Annotated in this window: 15 protein-coding genes; 10 read left to right on the top strand and 5 right to left on the bottom strand. The window is 65.8% G+C overall.

Features of this window, described 5'->3' with window-relative positions:
• Positions 1-126: 126 nt before the first annotated feature.
• From polA to I6F38_RS41085, 5 genes are all read right to left on the bottom strand, one after another.
• The gene (gene polA, locus I6F38_RS41105) at positions 127-3,165 is read right to left on the bottom strand and encodes a DNA polymerase I (protein ID WP_225164399.1); all 3,039 of its coding nucleotides are present in this window, start codon (positions 3,163-3,165) and stop codon (positions 127-129) included.
• Positions 3,166-3,420: 255 nt separating this feature from the next.
• Positions 3,421-4,158: a response regulator gene (locus I6F38_RS41100; RefSeq protein ID WP_028333805.1), complete on the bottom strand. Its 738-nt coding sequence runs from the start codon at positions 4,156-4,158 to the stop codon at positions 3,421-3,423.
• Positions 4,155-5,903, bottom strand: coding sequence for a DUF3369 domain-containing protein (locus I6F38_RS41095; protein WP_057019490.1), 1,749 nt, complete (start codon positions 5,901-5,903; stop codon positions 4,155-4,157). The genes I6F38_RS41100 and I6F38_RS41095 overlap by 4 nt, the downstream gene beginning before the upstream one ends.
• Positions 5,873-7,939, bottom strand: a complete 2,067-nt coding sequence (locus I6F38_RS41090) for a HAMP domain-containing sensor histidine kinase (protein ID WP_225164400.1) — start codon at positions 7,937-7,939, stop codon at positions 5,873-5,875. Before I6F38_RS41090 ends, I6F38_RS41095 begins: the two co-directional genes overlap by 31 nt.
• A 34-nt stretch (positions 7,940-7,973) precedes the next feature.
• Positions 7,974-8,930, bottom strand: a complete 957-nt coding sequence (locus I6F38_RS41085) for a TRAP transporter substrate-binding protein (RefSeq protein WP_225164398.1) — start codon at positions 8,928-8,930, stop codon at positions 7,974-7,976.
• Between the two features lie 216 nt (positions 8,931-9,146).
• On the opposite strand from I6F38_RS41085, the gene ugpB reads away from it, so the two are divergent.
• The 10 genes from ugpB to I6F38_RS41035 all read left to right on the top strand — a co-directional run bounded on the left by ugpB (position 9,147) and on the right by I6F38_RS41035 (position 20,768).
• A complete protein-coding gene (gene ugpB, locus I6F38_RS41080; RefSeq protein WP_225164397.1) occupies positions 9,147-10,466 on the top strand; it encodes a sn-glycerol-3-phosphate ABC transporter substrate-binding protein UgpB in 1,320 nt (439 codons plus the stop codon).
• A gap of 620 nt (positions 10,467-11,086) precedes the next feature.
• Positions 11,087-12,040 (top strand): aminoglycoside 3'-phosphotransferase/choline kinase family protein, encoded by a 954-nt coding sequence (locus I6F38_RS41075; RefSeq protein WP_225164396.1) that lies wholly within the window; start codon positions 11,087-11,089, stop codon positions 12,038-12,040.
• 246 nt (positions 12,041-12,286) lie between these two features.
• Positions 12,287-13,909: an ABC transporter substrate-binding protein gene (locus tag I6F38_RS41070; protein ID WP_225164395.1), complete on the top strand. Its 1,623-nt coding sequence runs from the start codon at positions 12,287-12,289 to the stop codon at positions 13,907-13,909.
• Between the two features lie 7 nt (positions 13,910-13,916).
• Positions 13,917-14,930, top strand: a complete 1,014-nt coding sequence (locus I6F38_RS41065) for an ABC transporter permease (RefSeq protein ID WP_225164394.1) — start codon at positions 13,917-13,919, stop codon at positions 14,928-14,930.
• A 3-nt stretch (positions 14,931-14,933) separates the two neighbouring features.
• Complete coding sequence (locus tag I6F38_RS41060) at positions 14,934-15,833, top strand: ABC transporter permease (RefSeq protein WP_225164393.1); 900 nt, start codon at positions 14,934-14,936, stop codon at positions 15,831-15,833.
• 300 nt (positions 15,834-16,133) lie between these two features.
• Complete coding sequence (locus I6F38_RS41055; RefSeq protein WP_225164392.1) at positions 16,134-17,960, top strand: ABC transporter ATP-binding protein; 1,827 nt, start codon at positions 16,134-16,136, stop codon at positions 17,958-17,960.
• A gap of 95 nt (positions 17,961-18,055) precedes the next feature.
• A complete protein-coding gene (locus I6F38_RS41050; protein WP_225164391.1) occupies positions 18,056-18,235 on the top strand; it encodes a DUF4089 domain-containing protein in 180 nt (59 codons plus the stop codon).
• Between the two features lie 8 nt (positions 18,236-18,243).
• Complete coding sequence (locus I6F38_RS41045; RefSeq protein WP_225164390.1) at positions 18,244-19,641, top strand: AtzE family amidohydrolase; 1,398 nt, start codon at positions 18,244-18,246, stop codon at positions 19,639-19,641.
• Position 19,642: 1 nt separating this feature from the next.
• Complete coding sequence (gene hpxZ / locus I6F38_RS41040; protein ID WP_016845830.1) at positions 19,643-20,035, top strand: oxalurate catabolism protein HpxZ; 393 nt, start codon at positions 19,643-19,645, stop codon at positions 20,033-20,035.
• Positions 20,036-20,048: 13 nt separating this feature from the next.
• A complete protein-coding gene (locus tag I6F38_RS41035; protein WP_057019483.1) occupies positions 20,049-20,768 on the top strand; it encodes a GntR family transcriptional regulator in 720 nt (239 codons plus the stop codon).
• The last annotated feature ends 153 nt before the right edge of the window (positions 20,769-20,921 follow it).

Here is a 20,921-nt window from a genome sequence, read left to right as displayed (position 1 = left end):
GGGTGGGGGTGCCTCCGCGCAGAGTCTTTCAGCGGAGAGAGCCCCCACCCGCCGCGCTCCGGACGACGCGTCGCTTCGCTCGTCGCGCGTCGGCCTCTCCCCCAAGCGGGAGAGGCGAAGGAGCCGCTAATGCGCCTCGTCCCAATTGTTCGCGGCGCGGGCGTCGACCTGCAGCGGCAGCGACAGGATCACCGCCGGGAAGGGGGCGTCCTGCATCACCTTCTGCACCACCGGCAGCGTCGCCGCGACCTCGTCGTCGGGCACCTCGAAGATCAGTTCGTCATGCACCTGCAAGAGCATCTGCGCCGAGAGCTTCTTCTCGGTGAGCGCGTCCTCGACGCGGATCATGGCGCGGCGGATGATGTCGGCCGCGGTGCCCTGCAAGCGCGCATTGATCGCGGCGCGCTCGTTGAAGGCGCGCACCGAGGCGTTGGAGGCCTTGATGTCGGGGTAGTAGCACTTGCGCCCGAACAGCGTCGTCACATAGCCGTTGCGGCGGCAGAAGTCCTTGGTCTCGTCCATATAGGCGCGGATGCCCGGGAAGCGCTCGAAGTATTTCTTGATGTAGGCCGAGGCCTCCTCGCGGGCGATGCCGAGCTGGTTGGCGAGGCCGAACGCCGAGATGCCGTAGATGATGCCGAAGTTGATCGCCTTGGCGCGGCGGCGCACCTCGCTCGGCATGTCCTTGATCGGCACGCCGAACATTTCGGAAGCGGTCATGGCGTGAATGTCGAGCCCGTCGCGGAAGGCCTGGCGCAGCACCGGCACGTCGGCGATCTCGGCAAGCAGCCGCAATTCGATCTGCGAGTAGTCGGCTGACACCAGCTTGTGGCCCGGCGTCGCGATGAAGGCGCGGCGGATCTTGCGGCCGTCCTCGGTACGAACAGGGATGTTCTGCAGGTTCGGCTCGTTCGACGACAGCCGGCCCGTCGTGGTCGCGGCCAGCGCGTAGGTGGTGTGGACGCGATGGGTCTGCGGATTGACGTAGGTCGGCAGCGCGTCGGTGTAGGTCGATTTCAGCTTCGAGACCTGGCGCCACTCCAGGATCTTCTTCGGGAATTCGTGGCCTTGCTCGGCGAGCTCGTCGAGCACCTGCGCGGTGGTCGACCACGCGCCGGTCTTGGTCTTGCTGCCGCCGGGCAATCCCATCTTGCCGAAGATGATGTCGCCGATCTGCTTCGGGCTGCCGACATTGACCGGTTCGCCGGCGATCTCCTGGATCTCGGCCTCGACGCGCGCCGCGGTCTGGGCGAAATCGCCCGACAGCCGCGACAGCACCTGGCGGTCGATCGAGATGCCGCGCCGCTCCATCCGCGCCAGCACCGAGACCAGCGGCCGTTCCAGCGTCTCGTACACCGTCGCCATCCGCTCGGCGACGAGACGCGGCTTCAGCACCCGCCACAGCCGCAGGATCACGTCGGCGCTTTCGGCCGCATATTCGCTGGCCTTGTCGATCGTGACCTGATCGAAGGTCAGCTTGCCCTTGCCGCTGCCGACGAGGCCGCCGTAATTGACGACGGCGTGGCCGAACCAGCGCTCGGCGAGCGCCTCCAGCGCATGCGAGCCGCGGCCGGCATCGAGCGCGTAGCTCATGAGCTGCGCATCGTCGACGTTGCGCAGGGTAATTCCGTGCTGCGCCAGAATCACCGAGGTGAACTTGACGTTGAAGCCGACCTTCTGGATTCCGATGGACTCCAGCAGCGGCCTCAGCGCCGCCAGCGCCTCGGCGGTCTTGACCTGGCCGGGTGCGAGGCCGGCATCGAACAGGCCCGCGCCACCGCCGGCCTGCCGGTGGCTCAGCGGGACGTAACACGCATCGTTTGGCGCCAGCGCCAGCGCAAGGCCGGCGAGCTCGCCCTGCATCGGGTCGATCGATTCCGACATCGCCTCGATCGCGACATAGCCGGTGTCGGGCAAACGGGCGATGAAGGCGTTGAGCTGATCGAGACTGCCGATCGCCTGATACGCCTTGCGGTCGAAGCCGGTCTTGCGGATCGCCTCGCCGCGGGCCTCGGCCAGCGTTGCCGGCGTGCCCTTGCGGTTCGAATTCTTGTCGTCGCGCGCGCCGGTCGGCTTGGCTTTCGGCAGCGGCGCCGCGGCCGATGCCGGAGCGTCTGCGGGCGCCGGCGTCACGTCCGACGGCGGCAGCGGCGAGAACACGCTCGCGCCGCTCTTGTTGCCGGGATCGGCATCGACATTGGCCGGGTCGATCTGCGCGTAGTCGGCGACACGGCGGGTGAGGGTGGTGAACTCCATCGCCTTGAGGAAGGCGATCAGCCGGCGCGAGTCGGGCTCGTTCACGGCGAGCTCGTCGAGCGGCACTTCGAGCTCGACCTTGTCGTCGAGCAGCACGAGCTGGCGCGAGATCCGCGCCTTCTCGGCGTTCTCGAGCAGCGCCTCGCGCCGCTTCGGCTGCTTGATCTCGCCGGCGCGGAACAGCAGCTGATCGAGATCGCCATATTCGATGATCAGCTGCGCGGCGGTCTTGACGCCGATGCCGGGCACGCCGGGCACGTTGTCGGTGGAGTCGCCGGCCAGCGCCTGCACCTCGACCACCTTCTCCGGCGGCACGCCGAATTTCTCGATCACCTCGTCGCGGCCGATGCGGCGATCCTTCATCGTGTCGTACATCACGACCTTGTCGTTGACGAGCTGCATCAGATCCTTGTCCGATGACACGATCGTCGTGATTGCGCCGCGCTCGCCGGCGAGCCGCGCATAGGTCGCGATCAGATCATCGGCCTCGAAGCCGACCTGCTCGAGGCAGGGCAGTTCGAAGGCGCGCACCGCCTCGCGGATCAGCGCGAATTGCGGGATCAAATCGTCGGGCGCCGGCGGCCGGTGCGCCTTGTAGTCGGGATAGAGCTTGTTGCGGAACGTGATCTCTGACTTGTCGAACACGATCGCCAGATGCGTCGGCCGGTTGTCCTCGGGCATGTCGCGGAGCAGCTTCCACAGCATGTTGCAGAAGCCGAGCACGGCGTTGACCTGCAGCCCGTCGGATTTGCGGTTCAGCGGCGGCAGCGCGTGGTAGGCGCGGAAGATGTAGGACGAGCCGTCGACCAGGAAAACATGGTCGCCCTTCGCCGTGGCCTTGGCGGCGACGGGCTTGGGGTCGGTCTTCGATGCGGGCTTGGCGGGGGCTTTGGAGGCTGTTTTCGGCATGGCCGAAACTTAGGGATTTTTGCGCGGATTGACAGCCTTTGCTGTGTGGATTCTGGGTGTGTCGCACAGCCAAATCGATAAATTCGAGGATGATGCAGGGCGTAGTCCCGTCACCTGAGGTGCGAGCGCAGCGAGCCTCGAAGGATCGACGGCCACCAGCCGGGGCCGTGCATCCTTCGAGACGCCGCTTCGCGGCTCCTCCAGCGACAAAGGCGAAGCCTTTGCGCGGGGATGACGGGGACGGCACCGGAATGACTACGCCTTGTCGCCGGTCGGCGAGAACAGGTAGCCGCCGCCGCGGATGGTGCGGATCACCGACGGTTTGGTCGGGTCGAATTCGATCTTGCGGCGGATGCGCATGATGCGCAGGTCGACGGCGCGGTCGAAGGCTTCCGCGTCACGCGCATTGGCGAGTTCCAAGAGCCGCTCGCGCGACAGCACCCGCTTCGGGTTGGCCGCGAACACCTTCAGCAGGCCGAATTCGGACGCCGTCAACGGATGCTCGTTGCCCTCGTCGTCGCGCAGCGCCTGGGCCTCGAGATCGAGCCATTTGGTGCCGAACCGCACCAGCTGCTCCTTTTCGGCCTTCGCGCTCGCCGGTTCCGGCGCCGCCGCTTTCGCCGGCCCGCTCCGCCGCAGCACCGAGCGGATGCGCGCCATCAGCTCGCGCAATTCGCAGGGCTTGGCCACGTAGTCGTCGGCGCCGAGCTCCAGCCCGACCACCCGGTCGATCGGGCTGGCAGTAGCTGTCAGCATGATGACGGGGACGTTGATCTTGCTCTTGAGGTCGCGAATGATCGACAGCCCGTCTTCCTCGGGCATGTTGAGGTCGAGCACCACGAGATCGGGCGTGCAGCCCTCGATCTCCTTGCGCAGGCTCTTGCCGCCATCGCACAGCGTCACGCCGAAGCCGTGCATCTTGAGGTAATCGCCGACCATCTCGCGGGCCGGCGCCTCATCGTCCACGATGAAGATATGCGGGTTCTGGCTCATGATGTCTCTGTCGCCGGCAGTGTAACCGTAAAGGTCGACCCCTGTCCGGGGCCCGGGCTCTGCGCGGTCACATGGCCGCCATGCATGTCGATGATGCGCTTGACAATGGAAAGGCCGAGCCCGGTCGAGCTCTCGCCCGCGGTCGGCTTGGCCGACAGCCGCTGGAACCGGCCGAACAGCCGGCCGAGATCCTCGGGGCTGAGGCCGGGGCCCTGGTCGGCGATCCGGATCACGGTGTCGTCGCCCTCATGGCTGACCGTGACCGTGATCTTGCCGCCGATCGGCGAGTACTTGATGGCGTTGCTCACGAGGTTGTCGATCGCCTCGCGGATGCGGTCGGCGTCGCACATCGTGACGAATTGCTGCGGCCCGGAGACCGAGATGCTCTGCTGCTTGTTGACCGCCGAGGGCAGATTCGCCTCGGTGACCTCGTTGACGAGGGCCGCGACGTCGACCGGCTCGCGGCGGATGGTGATGTCGAAGGCATCAGCCATCGCGTCCGAGATCAGATGGTCGACCATCGAGGTCAGCCGCTTGGTGGCGTCCCTTATGTGCTCGACCTGCGATGTGACGTTTTCCTTCGGCGAGCCGGCGCCGATCAGTTCGGTCAGCATCTCGGTGCGGCCGAGGATGACGCCGAGCGGGTTCTTCAGATCGTGGGCGACGGTGCCGAGGATTTCGTTCTTGAAGCCGTTGGCGCGCTGCAACCGCAGCCATTGCGCCGAGAGCCGCCGGTTGGCCTGCATCAGCGCGCGGGTGCGCTGCGCGACGCGGTCCTCGAGCTGGGTGTTGGCTTCGTGCAGCTGCTGGTAGAGGATCACGTTGTCGAACGCGATCGACAGCCGGCTCGAGAAGATCTCGACCAGCGCACGGTCGGTGTCGGAGAGCTGGCGCTCGGCCTGCAGCAGCACCACGACCTCGCGGCCGCTGCCGGTGCGCGAATAGAGCACGCTGCGGTGGTCGGCGAACTCGTTCTTGCGGCGCTGGAATGCTTCCTCCACCATGTGCCGCAGGTCCGGATCGAGCGCCTTCGACGAGGTGGTGCCGATGAAGCGGCTGTAGCAGCCCGAGCAGGCCAGCACCGAGAAATCGGCCGCCGCCGAATTGCCGTCGTCGCGCAGCACCAGAATGCCGGCGCAGTCGACGTTGAGCAGCGAGGCGAGCTGGGTCAGCACGCCCTCGGCCAGCCGCTGCATCGATTTGAAATCGTACAGCGTCGAGGCCGCGTCGATGATGATCTCGAGCCCGCGCCGCGTCTGCACCATGCGCTCGAGCTGCTGGTAGCTGCGCAGCGCGGCCGTCAGCGACGTGAATAGCTTGTCGGCGGTGAGCTCGGTCTTCGCCTTGTAGTCGTTGATGTCGTATTGCACGATGACGCGCCGCTCCGGCGCCTGGCCGGGCTGGCCGGTGCGCAGGATGATGCGCACGGTCTCGTTCTTGATCTCGTTGCGGATGAACTCGACGAGCTCGAGGCCGGCGACGTCGGTCTCCATGATGACGTCGAGCAGCACGGCCGCGATGTCGGGGTTGTCCCGCATCAGCGTGCGGCCTTCGGCCGCAGAGTAGGCCGAGAGGATCTCCAGCGTCGAACCGTTCAGGTTGTAATCGCTCAGCGCGAAACGGGTGCCTTCATGGACGGCGTGATCGTCGTCGATGACGGCGATCTTCCATTTGCGGGCCGACGAGTCCTCCGGCGGGCTCTCGGTATCGTCGATCAGTTGGAGGACATCGTCCTGTTCGGCCATTGACTGGTTCCGTCGGCTGCTGCGTCAGCGATCGTGGGCTCGCCCTTGGCAGCCCCCTTGGCGATCCTGGGCATGATAATGCGAAAAGTGGTGCCTTGTCCTACCCTTGACTCCAGCATCATGCGTCCACCGAGCTGCTGGGTGACGAGGTTATAGACGATGTGGAGGCCAAGGCCCGTACCACCTTCGTTGCGGCGCGTCGTAAAGAACGGGTCGAACGCCTGCCGCTGCACGTCCGGCGTCATGCCAGCCCCGTCGTCTGCGAAGATGATCTCCACATCGTCGGCGCCGCGCCCGCGCGCCGAGATGGTGATGGTGCCGGAGCGGCCATCGGCAAAGGCATGATTGACGGCGTTGAGGAAAAGATTGGTTAAGATCTGCCCATAGGCGCCGGGATAGCCGTCGATCAGCAGTCCCTCGGGCACATCGACCGACAGCGCGATCGCGGCCTTCTTCAGCACCGGCCGCAGGCTTGCCACGATCTGGTCGGTGGATTCGCTCAAGGCAAACTGGCGGCGCTCGGCATGCGAGCGATCGACGGCGACCTGCTTGAACGACTGGATCAGCTCGCCGGCGCGCGTCAGGTTCGAGACCAGTTGCTGCGATGCGTCACGCGAGGCGCGCACGAATTCGTCGAGCCTGGAGCGGCGCAGCGGCTCGGTCTTCAAATCGTTCTCGAACATCTCGCTGCGGCGGGCAAAGCTCGAGGCCACCGTCAGGCTGATGCCGATCGGGTTGTTGACCTCGTGGGCGACGCCGGCAACGAGGCCGCCGAGCGCGGCGAGGCGTTCGGCATCGATCAGGTTCTGCTGCGCGGTGTTGAGCTCGAGCAGCGCGCTTTCGGCCTCCTCCTTGGCGGTGCGCAGCTCGTCCTCGGTCTTGCGCTTGGCGATCGCGTTTTCGCGGAACACTTCGACCGCACGCGCCATGGCGCCGACCTCGTCCTTGGCCGACGTGCCCTGCACCGGCCGGTCGAGGTCTCCCGAGGTGATGGTGCGCATCGCGGCCATGATCTGCGCCAGCGGCAGCCGGATCGACAGCGCGATCATGACGCCGGCCGACATGATGACGCCGAGGAAGATCACGGCAATCGACAGCACCCGGCGCGAGATCGAGGTCAGCGTCTTGTCGAACGTCTCCTGCGCCTTCTGCTCGCGCTGGCGCATCTTCACCGAGAGATCGTCGATCGCGCCGATCGCATCCGCCTGGCTGGCGTCGATCGAGTTGCGCAGCAGATCGGTGCGGTTGGTGAGCTGCTCGCTGAGCTTGCCGAGCCCGTCGCGCAGCTCGGCGGTCTTGACCTTGAGCCGCGCCAGCGCCATGCGCTGCAGATCGTTCTCGGCCAGATCGGTCATGACCGGAATCGTCCGCTCGATCGTATCGATGTTGCGGCGGGCCTCCTCGGCCGACGAGGAGGCAAGCGAGAGGTAGTAGGCGTTGGCGGCGACCAGCAGCGAGGTGAACGCCTCGCGCGACTTGCCGAGCGCGGGCCAAATCAGCGCATCGCGATGGCCGGTGGCGCCCTCGATGATCGAATAGAGCCCGGCCATGTCCTTGGTCGGCGACAGCACCTGCTCGTCATAGGTCTTGCTGATCCTGGTCTGCACGGTGCGCAGTTCGCCGAAGCCGTCGAGGAAACGGCTGGTGACGCGCTCCAGCTGTTCGACCGAGCCTGACAGCATCGGGTCGGTCGAGGCCCGGTTGGTCAGCGTGCCGAGCACGGCCTCGCGGAGCAGCAGGATTTCGGCGAACAGGTCCGGGCTCGGCTGATTGATGTAGCGATGGATCAGGTTCTGCAGGCGGCTGGTTTCGCTTTCGAGCTTGGCGAGGATCTTGTCGGATTCCCGCACCTGGCGGACATCCTCCCAGGCCGAGCCGAGCACCTTCGAGCCGTTCCAGATCAGCACCGCCAGCACGATCACGACCGCGGAGTTGAGCAGGGCGATCGAAAGGATGCGCCAGCGGATCGGGACCGCACGCAGCAACTGGACGATGCGGAAACGGCCCTGCGGCCCGAAGGCCGCCCGCCGTCTCACAGTCCCGTCCTGCTCTGGTGCGTCCAAGATCCGGTTACTCCATGTTGCGGATGCGTTCGATCAGCGCTGATATCGCAGGATCGCGCTCGGCCCTGGCGTAGATGCCGGCCATTGCGGCTTCGAACGGCTTGCGGTCGATGTCGGTCACGATCTTGACGCCGGCCAGCTCCGCCTGCTGGCGCGAACGCTCCTCGAGCTCGCGCCATCTCTCGCGCATGTAGGCGCTGGAGCGTTGCGCGGCCTCGCGGAAGATCGTCTGCTCCTCCGGCGAAAGGCTGGCCCAGGCCTTTTGCGACATCAGCAGCACGTCCGGACTGAAAGTGTGCCGGGTCAGCGTGTAGTAGCCGGCATATTTGTAGTGACCGGTGGTGACGAAGGACGCCCAGTTGTTCTCGGCGCCGTCGATCAGCCCGGTGGCGAATCCGGTCAGCACCTGGCCGTAGGGCATCTGAACCGGCTGGGCGCCGAGCGCACGCACCATGTCCGACATCCGTTCGGATTGCTGCACGCGCACCCGCAGTCCGTTGAGGTCGTCGAGCGAACGCACCGGGCGCACGCTGTTATAGATCGAGCGGGCGCCGGAATCGTAGAAGGCCAGCCCGACGAAGCCGTGATCCCCGAGACTGTTCAGGATCTCGCTGCCGATCGGTCCATCCAGCACGGTTTGCAGGTGTTCGGGCGATCGAAACAGGAACGGCATTGCCAGGACGTTGACCGACGGCACCATTGTCCCGATCAGCGCGACATTGGTCCGGTTCAAATCGATGGCGCCGGCCCGGGTCTGCTCCAGCGTCTCCTTCTCCTCACCCAGCTGGCGGGAATGGAAGACCACGATGCGGTGCCGGCCGGCGGTGCGTTCGGCGATCAGGCGGTCCATGTAATTCAGCGCCTGGACGGTCGGATAGTCCTCATTCTGGGTATCGGCGGTCCGGAATTCGCGCGCGAAAGCGCTCGCCGGGACCGCTGCCCATGACAGCGCGACGGCAAGCATCGTTATCCGCGAAAGGCCGGCGCGGCGGTACACAGGCTACTATTCCCCTTGTGAATTGTGTCCTGGGCGGGAAGAAAAGGTTCAACGCATTTTTAGCAGAATGGCGCTGGTTCGCCATCGGCCAAACGTTAAATCCGCGGTGCAACCTGCGGTGTCGGTTGAATCTGCGGTTGTAGCGCCTTATGAGGGCGTGTTGGCATCCGGGAACGGCTCGTCGTGAAGTTCGCTTTGAAGCTCCTGTACCTCGTCGTCGCGGCTCTTCTGCTTGTGTCGCCGGCGCGGGCGGCCACCGAGATCATGTGGTGGCACGCGATGTCGGGCGAGCTCGGCAAGCAGCTCGAGAAGCTTGCCGCCGATTTCAACGCCTCGCAATCCGACTACCGGATCGTGCCCGCCTACAAGGGCAACTACACCGAGACCGTCACCGCGGCGATCTTCGCCTTCCGCTCGCGCAGCCAGCCGGCGATCGTTCAGGTCAACGAGATCGCGACCGCAACCATGATGGCTGCCCGCGGCGCGATCTATCCGGTGTTCGAACTGATGCGCGATCAATCCGAGGCATTCGCGCCGTCGGCCTATCTGCCCGCAGTGGCCGGCTACTATGCCGATGTCGACGGCAACATGCTCTCGTTCCCCTTCAACGCCTCGACGCCGATCCTCTACTACAACAAGGATATGTTCCGGTCCGCCGGGCTCGATCCGAGCGTGCCGCCGAGGACCTGGCCTGAGCTCGGCGTCGTGGCCAAGCGGCTGCGCGCGGCGGGCGCGATGTGCGGCGTGACCACGTCGTGGCCGTCCTGGATCAATGTCGAGAACTTCTCCGCCTTCCACAATCTGCCGATCGCAACCAAGGCCAACGGGTTTTCCGGGCTCGACGCCCAGCTGATCTTCAACAATCCGCTGGTGGTGCGCCACATCGCGCAGCTCGCGCAGTGGCAGGCCGACAAGACCTTCGATTACAGCGGCCGCGGGCAGGCGGCCGAGCCGCGCTTCCAGAAAGGGGAGTGCGGCATCTTCATCGGCTCGTCGGGCACGCGCGCCGACATCAAGGCGAATTCCAAATTCGAGGTCGGCTACGGCATGATGCCGTACGAACCCGACGTGCAGGGCGCGCCGCAAAACTCGATCATCGGCGGCGCGACGCTGTGGGTGCTGCGCGACCGGCCGCGCGCCGAATATGCCGGCGTGGCGAAGTTCTTCGCCTATCTGTCGCGGCCGGAGGTGCAGGCCACCTGGCACCAGAACACGGGCTACCTGCCGATCACCCGCGCCGCGTTCGATCTGACCCGCGCGCAGGGTTTCTACGATCGCAATCCCGGCGCCTCGATCTCGATCGAGGAGGTGACGCTGAAGCCGCCGACCGACAATTCGAAGGGCATCCGCCTCGGCTCGTTCGTCCTGATCCGCGACGTGATCGAGGAGGAGCTCGAGCAGGTGTTCGCCGGCAAGCGATCGGCGCAAGCCGCGATGGACAACGCCGTCGAGCGCGGCAACCGCCTGCTGCGCCAGTTCGAGCGCGCCAATCCGGATAGGTGATGAGGTTATGCGTTGTCTTACCTCCCCTTGAAAAGGGGAGGTCGCTTTGCTCGCCAGAGCAAAGCGGGTGGGGATCTGCTCTCACCACTTGCAGCGTCGCTTGCGGCTGACCCCCATCCCGACCTTCCCCCTTTCAGGGGGAAGGAGAAGACGGCTGTGTAGCCCGGATGAAGCGAAGCGTAATCCGGGGCCGGTGTTCGAGGCGGCACAGAATCCCGGATTGCGCTGCGCTGCATCCGGGCTACGTGGCAATGCGTTGTCTTACCTCCCCTTGAAAAGGGGAGGTCGCTTTGCTCGCCAGAGCAAAGCGGGTGGGGATCTTCTCTCACCGCAGACACCATCGCCTGTGGCAGACCCCCCATCCCGACCTTCCCCCTTTCAGGGGGAAGGAGAAGACGGCTGTGTAGCCCGGATGAAGCGAAGCGTAATCCGGGGCGGGTCTTTCAGGCGACACAGAATCCCGGATTACGCTTCGCTTCATCCAGGCTACGAAATAGCTTCCCGTCATTGCGAGGAGCGAAGCGACGAAGCAATCCATTCGCTGTACAAGCGGTGCCATGGATTGCTTCATCCGGCGGCGCTTCGCGCCGACCGGGTGGCTCGCAATGACGGCCTGAGAGATGATCGCTTCCCTTCCACTCCTCACCAACTACGACAGCTACCGTGCCTGGCGCGGCGACACGTCGCGCTGGCTGCCGGTCGCGCGCGATATTGCCGATGGCCACGGGCTGTCGTGCGCCGCGCCGCATGTGTTCTCGACCGGCACCAATCTGGTTGTCGGGCTGGACGATAACCTCATCCTCAAACTCTTCCCGCCGTTTCTGCGCCCGCAATTCGTGTCCGAGCGCGGCGCGCTCGCCGAGTTGCGCGGACGGCTCGGCATTCCAATTCCTGATCTTGTCGCGCAGGGCGAGCGCGACGGCTGGCCCTATCTCGTCATCACGCACCTCGCCGGCACCGTCGGCTCGGAGGTGTGGCCAGCGCTGTCGGAAGCCGAGCGGGAGCGCGTGCTCGGCGAGATCGGGGCCGTGATTGCGGAGGTGCAGCGCGTGCCGCCCGGCAGCCTGCGCGCGATCGAGCCGCGCTGGGAGGCCTTCATGCGCGGGCAGATCGCGCAGTGCCGGGCGCGGCATGAGCGGCTCGGCCTGCCGGCGAAATTGCTCGCCTCGCTCGATGATCTGCTGCGCGACGCCACTGAGTTGATCCCGATGAACGCGCCGCCGGTGATCCTGACCGGCGAATACATCCCGGAGAATTTTCTGCTCGACCGCCGGGCCGACGGTTGGCACGTCGCCGGCCTGTTCGACTTCGGCGACGTCCGGACCGGATGGGGCGAGTACGACCTGCTCGGCCCCAGCGCCTTCATGGCCGCCGGGCATCCGCGCAGGGTGCGCAGCCTGTTCGACGGCTTCGGCATCCCGCGCACTGACGTGACGTTCACCCTGAAGCGGCGGCTGATGGCGCTGCTGATGTTGCACTCTGCCAGCGATCCGCTCCGGCACATCTGCATCGCGGGCTGGCCGGACCGGGTCGATGATTTCGTGCAGTTGCAGGAGCTGATCTGGCCTGATTAGCGCGCTTCAGCGCGCGGCCTCCATTGCAGGCCATAAAGCAAGCAGAAGCCGTTTCCTGCTCATCCGTTGAGCATATAGCCTGTCTTTGTATGCAATTGGCGATCTGAGATTTTGCCAGACCTGGATACCGGTCGGCGTTTTCTCTCGCCGGCAAGGCATTAAGCAGGACATAAGGTTTCGTTAAGGGTTGGCACAATCCTTGCGATCTGAGTTCCAAGGCCGTTTCCCAAGGCGTTGGAGCATCACATGAAGCGTCGCGACTTCCTCAAATCGGTGTCCGGACTGGCAGCGGGGGCGCTGGCGCCGACCGCGCCCGCGATCTGGTCGCCGGCCAAGGCCGATGCGCGCTCCGAGACGCTGCTGATCGTCTCCGAAGGCGGCCCCAACAATCTCGATATCCACGGCGTCGGCACCAACGTGCCGGGCTACGAGGTGTCTTGGAATTGCTACGACCGGCTGATCAGCCACGAGATGAAGAGCGGTCCGGGCGGCGTGCCCTATTACGATCGCGACAAGTTCAAGCCCGAACTCGCCGAGGACTTCAACATCGGCGACATGTCGGTCACCTTCAAGCTGCGCAAGAACGCCAAATTCCATGACGGCACGCCGGTGACGGCGAAGGACGTCAAATGGTCGCTCGACCGTGCCGTCTCGGTCGGCGGCTTTCCGACCTTCCAGATGAGCGCGGGCTCGCTGACCAAGCCCGAGCAGTTCGTCATCGTCGACGACACCACGGTGCGCGTCGACTTCCTGAAGAAGGACAAGCTGACGATCCCCGACCTCGCTGTGATCGTGCCCTGCGTCGTCAACTCCGAGCTGGTGAAGAAGAACGCCAGCGAGAAGGATCCGTGGGGCCTCGAATTCACCAAGCAGCAGACCGCGGGCTCCGGCGCCTACAAGGTGACAAAATGGACCGCCGGCACCGAAGTCGTCATGGAGCGCAACGACGAGTGGGTCTGCGGTCCGATGCCGAAGATCAAGCGCGTGATCTGGCGCATGGTGCCGCAGGCCGGCAACCGCCGCGCGCTGCTCGAGCGCGGCGACGCCGACATCTCCTACGAGCTGCCGTTCAAGGATTTCCAGGAGATGAAGGCGAACGGCAAGCTCAACGTGGTCTCGCTGCCGTTCTCCAACGGCATCCAGTATATCGGCATGAACGTGACCAAGCCGCCGTTCGACAATCCCAAGGTACGGCAGGCGATGGCCTACGCGATGCCGTATCAGAAGATCATGGATGCGGTGCTGTTCGGTCTCGCCAACCCGATGTTCGGCGCGGCCAAGGACAAGCCGACCGAGGTCGCCTGGCCGCAGCCGACCAAGTATTTCACCGACATGGAGAAGGCCAAGGCGCTGCTCACTGAAGCCGGCTACGCCAACGGCTTCGAGACCACGATCTCGTTCGACCTGAATTTCGCTGGGGTCAACGAGCCGCTCTGCGTGCTGGTGCAGGAGAGTCTGGCGCAGCTCGGCATCAAGACCACCATCAACAAGGTGCCCGGCGCCAATTGGCGCACCGAGCTCACCAAGAAGGAAATGCCGCTGTTCACCAACGTGTTCTCGGGCTGGCTCGATTACCCCGAGTACTTCTTCTACTGGTGCTACCACGGCAACAATTCGATCTTCAACACGATGAGCTACAAGTCATCAGAGATGGACAAGCTCATCGACGGCGCACGCATCGCCGCCGCGAATGGCGACACCGCGGCCTACGACGCCGACGTCAAGGGCTTCGTCGATCTCGCCTTTGCCGACATCCCGCGCATCCCGCTCTATCAGCCCTTCGTCAACGTCGCGATGCAGAAGAACGTCACGGGCTACCAATACTGGTTCCACCGCCGCCTCGACTATCGCGCGATGGCGAAGGGGTGAGGCGCTCATGCTTGCGATGATCGGCAAGCGGCTGCTGTTCGCGATCCCCTCGCTGATCGGGGTCGTGATCGTGACGTTCCTTTTGACGCGTGCGCTGCCGGGCGATCCCGCGGCGTATTTTGCCGGTCCGGCGGCCACCAAGGAGGCGGTCGACCAGATCCGGAAGAAGCTCGGCTTCGACAAGCCGCTGATCGAGCAGTTCGTCCGCTACACCACCGATCTCGCCCACGGCGATCTCGGCTCATCGCTGACCACGGGCCAGCCAGTGGCGGCCGAGCTGCGCAACCGCCTGCCGGCGTCGGCCGAGCTCACTCTGCTCGGCCTCGTCGTCTCCATCGTGATCGCGATCCCGCTCGGCGTGCTGGCGGCGACGCGGCCGGGCTCCTGGATCGACCATCTCTGCCGTGTCACCACCACGGCCGGCGTGTCGCTGCCGGTGTTCTTCACCGGCCTCGTGCTGGTCTATCTGTTTTATTTTCGGCTCGGCTGGTCGCCGGCGCCGCTCGGCCGGCTCGACGTGTTCGCCAGCGCACCGCCGACCGTCACCGGCTTCTATCTCATCGACACGCTGATCGCGCGGGACTTCGAGGCGTTTCGCTCGGCGCTCAGCCAATTGATCCTGCCGGCGGTGACGCTCGCGATCTTCTCGCTGGCGCCGATCGCGCGGATGACGCGGGCCTCGATGTTGGCGGTGCTGGCGTCCGACTTCGTCCGCACCGCGCGCGCCAGTGGCCTGTCGCCCGGCAAGGTGATCGTCACCTACGCCTTCCGCAACGCGATGCTGCCGGTCATCACCACGCTCAGCATGGTGTTCTCGTTCCTGTTAGGCGCCAATGTGCTGGTGGAGAAGGTGTTCGCCTGGCCCGGCATCGGCTCCTACGCGGTCGAGGCGCTGATCGCGTCCGACTTCGCGCCGGTGCAGGGCTTCGTGCTGACCATGGCGGTCATGTACGTGCTGCTCAATCTGGTGATCGACATCCTCTACGGCGTGATCGATCCCCGCGTCAGGCTGGAGGGCTAGAGCATGAGCGCCGTAGCTCCAACCGTCGAACCCGCAGGTCCCGCCCGCACGTCGGGGCTTGCCGCGGCTCTTGAGCAGACCCGCTACGTCTTGAGCGAAAACAAGGTCACCGGCTTTGCCTTCGCGCTGCTGGTCCTGATCCTGTTTGCCGCGCTGTTCGGGCCCTATGTGGTGCCGTACGACCCGCTCGCCTCCGACACCGCGGCAGCATTGAAGCCGCCGTCCGCCGCGCACTGGTTCGGCACCGACCAGCTCGGCCGCGACATCTTCAGCCGCGTCATTGTCGCAACGCGGCTCGACACCTTCATCGCGGTCGCCTCCGTGGTGCTGGTGTTCCTGATGGGCGGGCTGGCCGGCATCGCCGCCGGCTATTTCGGCGGTTGGACCGACCGCATCGTCGGCCGCATCGCCGACACCATCATGGCGTTTCCGCTGTTCGTGCTGGCGATGGGCATCGTCGCGGCGCTCGGCAACACCGTGCAGAACATCATCATCGCGACCGCGATCGTGAACTTCCCGCTCTACGCCCGCGTCGCGCGCGCCGAGGCCAATGTCCGCCGCAATGCCGGCTTCGTGCAGGCGGCGCGGCTGTCCGGCAATGGCGAGTACCGCATCCTGCTCGGGCACATCCTGCCGAACATCATGCCAATCATGATCGTGCAGATGTCGCTGACCATGGGCTATGCGATCCTCAACGCCGCGGGCCTGTCCTTTATCGGGCTCGGCGTCCGGCCACCGACCGCGGAGTGGGGCATCATGGTCGCCGAGGGCGCCGGCTTCATGGTGTCGGGCGAATGGTGGATCGCGCTGTTCCCGGGCCTTGCGCTGATGATCGCGGTGTTCTGCTTCAACCTGCTCGGCGACGGCCTGCGCGACATCGTCGACCCGCAGCGGAGGACGTGATGATGTGGACCTGGCTAACGCATGCGCGCTTTCTTCGCCTCTCCCCGCGTGCGGGGAGAGGCCGTGCCGCGTTAGCGGACCGGGTGAGGGGGGCTCTCCGCGCACTCCTCAGCCAGTTGTACGTGCCGATAGATGCCCCTCACCCCAACCCTCTCCCCGCAAGAGCGGGGCGAGGGGGCGCACTGGACAGGCGGAGAACATGATGCCTGTCCCGGTCCGGTGTTACGTTACCGCTTCGCTGCTTTGCATGGGGTTGTTTTGCGGATTTTTGGATGACGCACCCCATGAGGGGAGGTGCGCATGACCGCCCAGCCGCTACTCGACGTCGAAGACCTAACGGTCGAGTTCACCACCCGCCGCGGCATCGTCAAGGCGGTGCAGCACGTCGACATATCCGTCGGCAAGGGTGAGACCGTCGGCATCGTCGGCGAGTCCGGCTCCGGCAAGTCGGTGACCTCCTATGCCGTGATGCGCATCCTCGATCGCGCCGGCCGGATTGCCGAGGGCTCGGTGATGTTCTCCGGTATCGACGTCAAGGCGGCCTCGGAGAGCCAGATGCGCGATCTGCGCGGCCGCGAAGTCTCGATGATCTTCCAGAATCCGCGCGCCGCGCTCAATCCGATCCGCAAGGTCGGGCACCAGATCGAGGACGTGCTGCGCCAGCATGTGCAGCAGGCGCAGGTCACCGATCGCGGCGAGAAGGCGATCGAGGCGCTGGAGCAGGTCAAGATCGCGCGCGCACGCGAGCGCTACCACGCCTATCCGTTCGAGTTGTCCGGCGGCATGTGCCAGCGCGTTGTCATCGCGCTGGCGCTGGCCTGCAATCCGCAGCTTCTGATCGCGGACGAGCCGACCACCGGGCTCGACGTCACCACCCAGAAGGCGGTGATGGACCTGATCGTCGAGCTGACCCGGCGCCGCTCGATGTCGACGATCCTGATCACGCATGACCTCGGCCTCGCCGCCGCCTATTGCGACCGCGTCGTGGTGATGGAGAAGGGCCGTGTGGTCGAGACCGCCAAGTCCGCCGACATCTTCGCCGCGCCCCGGCACGCCTACACCAGGAAGCTGATGCGCGCGACGCCGCGGCTCGGGGTGTCGCTTCGGGATCTGTTGCCGGAGGAGGATTCGCTTGCCTCTCCCCGCGTGCGGGGAGAGGCCGACACGCTCGGCAGCGCACTCGCGCGCCAGAGCGTGGCGGGTGAGGGGGACCCTCCACGGGCCGTGCCTGCGGATGCGGCCCCTCACCCCAACCCTCTCCCCGTAAAGAACGGGGAGAGGGGGCGGATGGAGCCCCTCCTGTCAGTCGAAAAGCTCGTCAAGGAATACCCGCGCCAGGGCGCGGGCGGGATGCTGGCAAAGTTGTTCGGGCGCAAGCCGCCGGTCGAGGAGGAGACCTTCCGCGCGGTCGACGGCATCAGTTTCTCGATCGACCATGGCGAGAGCGTCGGGCTGGTCGGCGAATCCGGCTGCGGCAAGTCGACGACGTCGATGATGGTGATGCGGCTGCTGGACCAGACCTCCGGCCGCATCATGTTCGATGGCGAGGACATCGGCGGCATCGCGCCGCAGTCCTTCGCGCGGCTGCCGCGGCGCAGCCAGATCCAGATGGTGTTCCAGGATCCGACCGACAGCCTCAACCCGCGCTTCACCGCGGCGCGCGCCATCGCGGACCCGATCATGCAGCTGGGCGATATCAGCGGGCGCGACGCGCTCCGCGCCCGCTGCGAGGAGCTCGCGCGGCTGGTCGGCCTGCCGGTCAATCTGTTGGACCGCTTCCCGCACCAGCTCTCCGGCGGCCAGAAGGCCCGCGTCGGCATCGCGCGCGCCATCGCGCTGCACCCGAAGCTCGTCATCCTCGACGAGCCGACCGCGGCACTTGATGTCTCGGTGCAGGCGGTGGTGCTCAATCTGCTGCAGGACCTCAAGCAGTCGATGGGCATGAGCTATTTGTTCGTGTCGCACGACCTCAATGTTGTGCGTCTGCTGTGTGATCGCGTCATCGTGATGCGCGCCGGTCGCATCGTGGAGCAGGGCACATCCGAACACGTCTTGGGCAATCCGCAGGATGCCTATACAAGGGAGCTGCTGACGGCGATCCCGCATCCGCCGCTGCCGGTGTCTTGACGCATGATCCGGAAAAGTGGGGACCGGTTTTCCTCGCGACAAACGCGGAACGCGTTTGCGCGGAGATCATGCGCAAAATCGTTATTGGGAGCGAAATGACCGATCATCTCGACGACTATATGAACGCCGTCGCCCGCGCGATGGCGTTGCCGCTGGAGGATACCTGGCGTCCGGCGGTGCGCGCCAATCTCGACGTCTCGCTGCGGCTGGCGCGGCTGGTCGATGACTTCCCGCTGCCCGACGACGTCGTGTCGGCCGCCGTCTATTCGACCTGAGATCAGCGATGTCCGAAACTCCCGCTTCCATGTCGGCCGCCGAGATCGCGCAGGCCGTATCGAGCCGCAAGATCACGGCTCTTGCCGCGACCGAGGCTGCGCTCGCGCGGATCGCAGCGCATGACAAGGTCCTCAACGCCTTCACCGACGTCACCCCCGATCGTGCGCGCGCCAGGGCCAGCGCGGTCGATGCCGCGATCGCCGCCGGTCAACCGGTCGGCCCGCTCGCCGGCGTCCCCTTCGCGGTCAAGAACCTGTTCGACGTGCAGGGTCTTCCGACCCGCGCCGGCTCGAAGATCAACCGCGACCTGCCGCCGTCGTCGCGCGATGCGACGCTGATCGAGCGGATGGAAGCGGCCGGTGCGGTGCTGGTCGGCGCGCTCAACATGGGCGAATACGCCTACGACTTCACCGGCGAGAACGTGCATGACGGCCCGTCGCGCAATCCGCATGATCCGGCGCGCATGACCGGCGGCTCCTCCGGCGGCTCGGGCAGCGCCGTCGGCGGCGCGCTGGTGCCGATCGCGCTCGGCTCCGATACCAACGGCTCGATCCGCGTGCCGTCGTCATTCTGCGGCACGTTCGGCCTGAAGCCGACCTATGGCCGGCTGTCGCGCGCGCGGTCCTATCCGTTCGTCGCCAGCCTCGATCATCTCGGCCCGCTGGCGCGCAGCGTGAAGGATCTCGCGCTCGTCTACGACGCCATGCAGGGACCAGACGCCGATGATCCGGCCTGCATTGTGCAGTCGATCGAGCCGACCGTGCCGTTGCTTGCCAATGATATTGGCGGGCTGCGGGTTGCGATCGCCGGCGGCTATTTCCAGCAGAACCTGTTTCCGGAGGCGGCAGAGGCGGTCGCGCGCGTCGCGAAGGCGCTCGGTGCCACGCGGACCGTGGAGCTTCCCGAAGCGGCGCGCGCCCGCGCCGCGGCCTACATCATCACCACCACCGAGGGTGCCGCGCTGCATCTCGATCGCCTGCGCAAGCGTCCCAACGATTTCGATCCGGCGGTGCGCGACCGTCTCATTGCGGGCGCAATGATCCCGGCGGTCTATGTCGACAAGGCGCAGAAATTCCGCCGCTGGTATCGCGCCAGGGTGCTGGAGCTGTTCCAGTCGGTCGACGTGATCCTGGCGCCGGCGACGCCGTGCACCGCGCCGAAGATCGGCCAGGCCAGTTTCACGCTCGACGGCGTCGAGCTTCCGGTACGCGCCAATATCGGCATCCACACCCAGCCGATCTCCTTCATCGGTCTGCCGGTGGTCGCCGTGCCGGTGCCGCTTGAACCGATGCCGATCGGCGTGCAGATCATCGCGGCGCCCTGGCGCGAGGACGTCGCGCTGCGGGTCGCCTATGCGCTGGAACAGATGGGCGTTGCGGCCGCGCCGGCGCCGAGAGGACTCTGATATGGATATCGATCTTCCCGACGTCGTCGCCGAGGTCACCGCGCAGTTCCAGCGATATGAGAAGGCGCTGGTGTCGAACGACGTCGCGGTGCTCGACGAGCTGTTCCGCGACGACCGCCGGACGCTGCGTTACGGCATTGGCGAGAACCTTTATGGCTATGCCGAGATCATGGCGTTTCGCGCCGGGCGCTCGCCGGTCGGGCTGATGCGCAAGATCGAGCGGACCGTGATCACGACCTATGGCCGCGACACCGCGATCGCCTCGACGCTGTTCTACCGGGACAGCGCACCGGGTAGAGTGGGGCGGCAGATGCAGACGTGGATTCGCTTCCCCGAAGGCTGGAGAATCGTCGCCGCCCATGTCAGCGTCATCGACGAACCCAAAGGTGCTTGAAGGGCGCTTGAGGATGAGCCTGGAAGATCTGCCGCAGGGCGCAGAATCCGAGATGACGGTGCGCCGCATCGATCGGCCGTCGTCGCTGGTCGACAAGGTCACCCGTGCCGAAGAGCTGCGGCTGCAGCTTGCCGACGAGATCGTGCGCGGCACATTGCCGCCGGGCGCGGGGCTCGATGAGACCGACCTTGCGCGCCGCTTCAACGTCTCGCGCACCCCGGTGCGCGAAGCGCTGCGGCAGCTAGCCGCCAGCGGCCTGATCGATGCCCGCGCGCATCGCGGCGCCGTGGTGGCGCGGCCCTCGCTTGAACGGCTCACCGGCATGTTCGAGGCGATGGCCGAGCTGGAAGCGATCTGCGCAGGCCTTGCCGCCGAGCGGATGACGGCGGCGGAGCGCCACGCGCTGGAAGCGATCCACGAGGAGTTGCGGGTGCTGAGCTACACCGGCAATCCCGAGCGGTTCCACGAGGTCAATGAGCGCTTCCACAACGCGATCTATGCAGGCTCGCAGAACGCCTACATCGCCGAGATCACCTTGGCGACGCGGGTGCGCGTGCAGCCGTTCCGCCGCGCCCAGTTCCGCAACCTCGGGCGTTTGGCAAAATCCCACGCCGAGCACGACCGCGTCGTCGTCGCCATCATGCGCGGCGACAAGACAGGCGCCGCCGCGGCGATGCGCGCCCATATCGAGCAGGTGCGCGGGGAATACGAGACCTACGCGGTGTCGGTGTAGCTTCCCCTTCTTGCCTCGCCCCGCTTGCGGCTCTCGTATGCACACATCTTGCTAGGCGATTTGATTGCTGATTCCGTGGGTTGAGTGATGATTCACGGAGCGTTTGATGTTGGGACTGGAATTTGGCCTGGGGCGGTTCGGCGACCTGCGGCT

The sequence above is a fragment of the Bradyrhizobium sp. BRP56 genome, from assembly GCF_020194035.1.
GTDB lineage: Bacteria > Pseudomonadota > Alphaproteobacteria > Rhizobiales > Xanthobacteraceae > Bradyrhizobium > Bradyrhizobium australafricanum.
Note: the sequence above shows the minus strand (reverse complement) of the source record. Positions and strands in the feature narration are given on the sequence as shown.

Bases quoted from the DNA above. Each gene is read 5' to 3' on its own strand.
- polA (WP_225164399.1), bottom strand. From the start codon at position 3,165: ATGCCGAAAACAGCCTCCAAAGCCCCCGCCAAGCCCGCATCGAAGACC.
- I6F38_RS41100 (WP_028333805.1), bottom strand. From the start codon at position 4,158: ATGAGCCAGAACCCGCATATCTTCATCGTGGACGATGAGGCGCCGGCC.
- I6F38_RS41095 (WP_057019490.1), bottom strand. From the start codon at position 5,903: ATGGCCGAACAGGACGATGTCCTCCAACTGATCGACGATACCGAGAGC.
- I6F38_RS41085 (WP_225164398.1), bottom strand. From the start codon at position 8,930: ATGCTTGCCGTCGCGCTGTCATGGGCAGCGGTCCCGGCGAGCGCTTTC.
- I6F38_RS41075 (WP_225164396.1), top strand. From the start codon at position 11,087: ATGATCGCTTCCCTTCCACTCCTCACCAACTACGACAGCTACCGTGCC.
- I6F38_RS41070 (WP_225164395.1), top strand. From the start codon at position 12,287: ATGAAGCGTCGCGACTTCCTCAAATCGGTGTCCGGACTGGCAGCGGGG.
- I6F38_RS41065 (WP_225164394.1), top strand. From the start codon at position 13,917: ATGCTTGCGATGATCGGCAAGCGGCTGCTGTTCGCGATCCCCTCGCTG.
- I6F38_RS41060 (WP_225164393.1), top strand. From the start codon at position 14,934: ATGAGCGCCGTAGCTCCAACCGTCGAACCCGCAGGTCCCGCCCGCACG.
- I6F38_RS41055 (WP_225164392.1), top strand. From the start codon at position 16,134: ATGACCGCCCAGCCGCTACTCGACGTCGAAGACCTAACGGTCGAGTTC.
- I6F38_RS41050 (WP_225164391.1), top strand. From the start codon at position 18,056: ATGACCGATCATCTCGACGACTATATGAACGCCGTCGCCCGCGCGATG.
- I6F38_RS41045 (WP_225164390.1), top strand. From the start codon at position 18,244: ATGTCCGAAACTCCCGCTTCCATGTCGGCCGCCGAGATCGCGCAGGCC.
- hpxZ (WP_016845830.1), top strand. From the start codon at position 19,643: ATGGATATCGATCTTCCCGACGTCGTCGCCGAGGTCACCGCGCAGTTC.
- I6F38_RS41035 (WP_057019483.1), top strand. From the start codon at position 20,049: ATGAGCCTGGAAGATCTGCCGCAGGGCGCAGAATCCGAGATGACGGTG.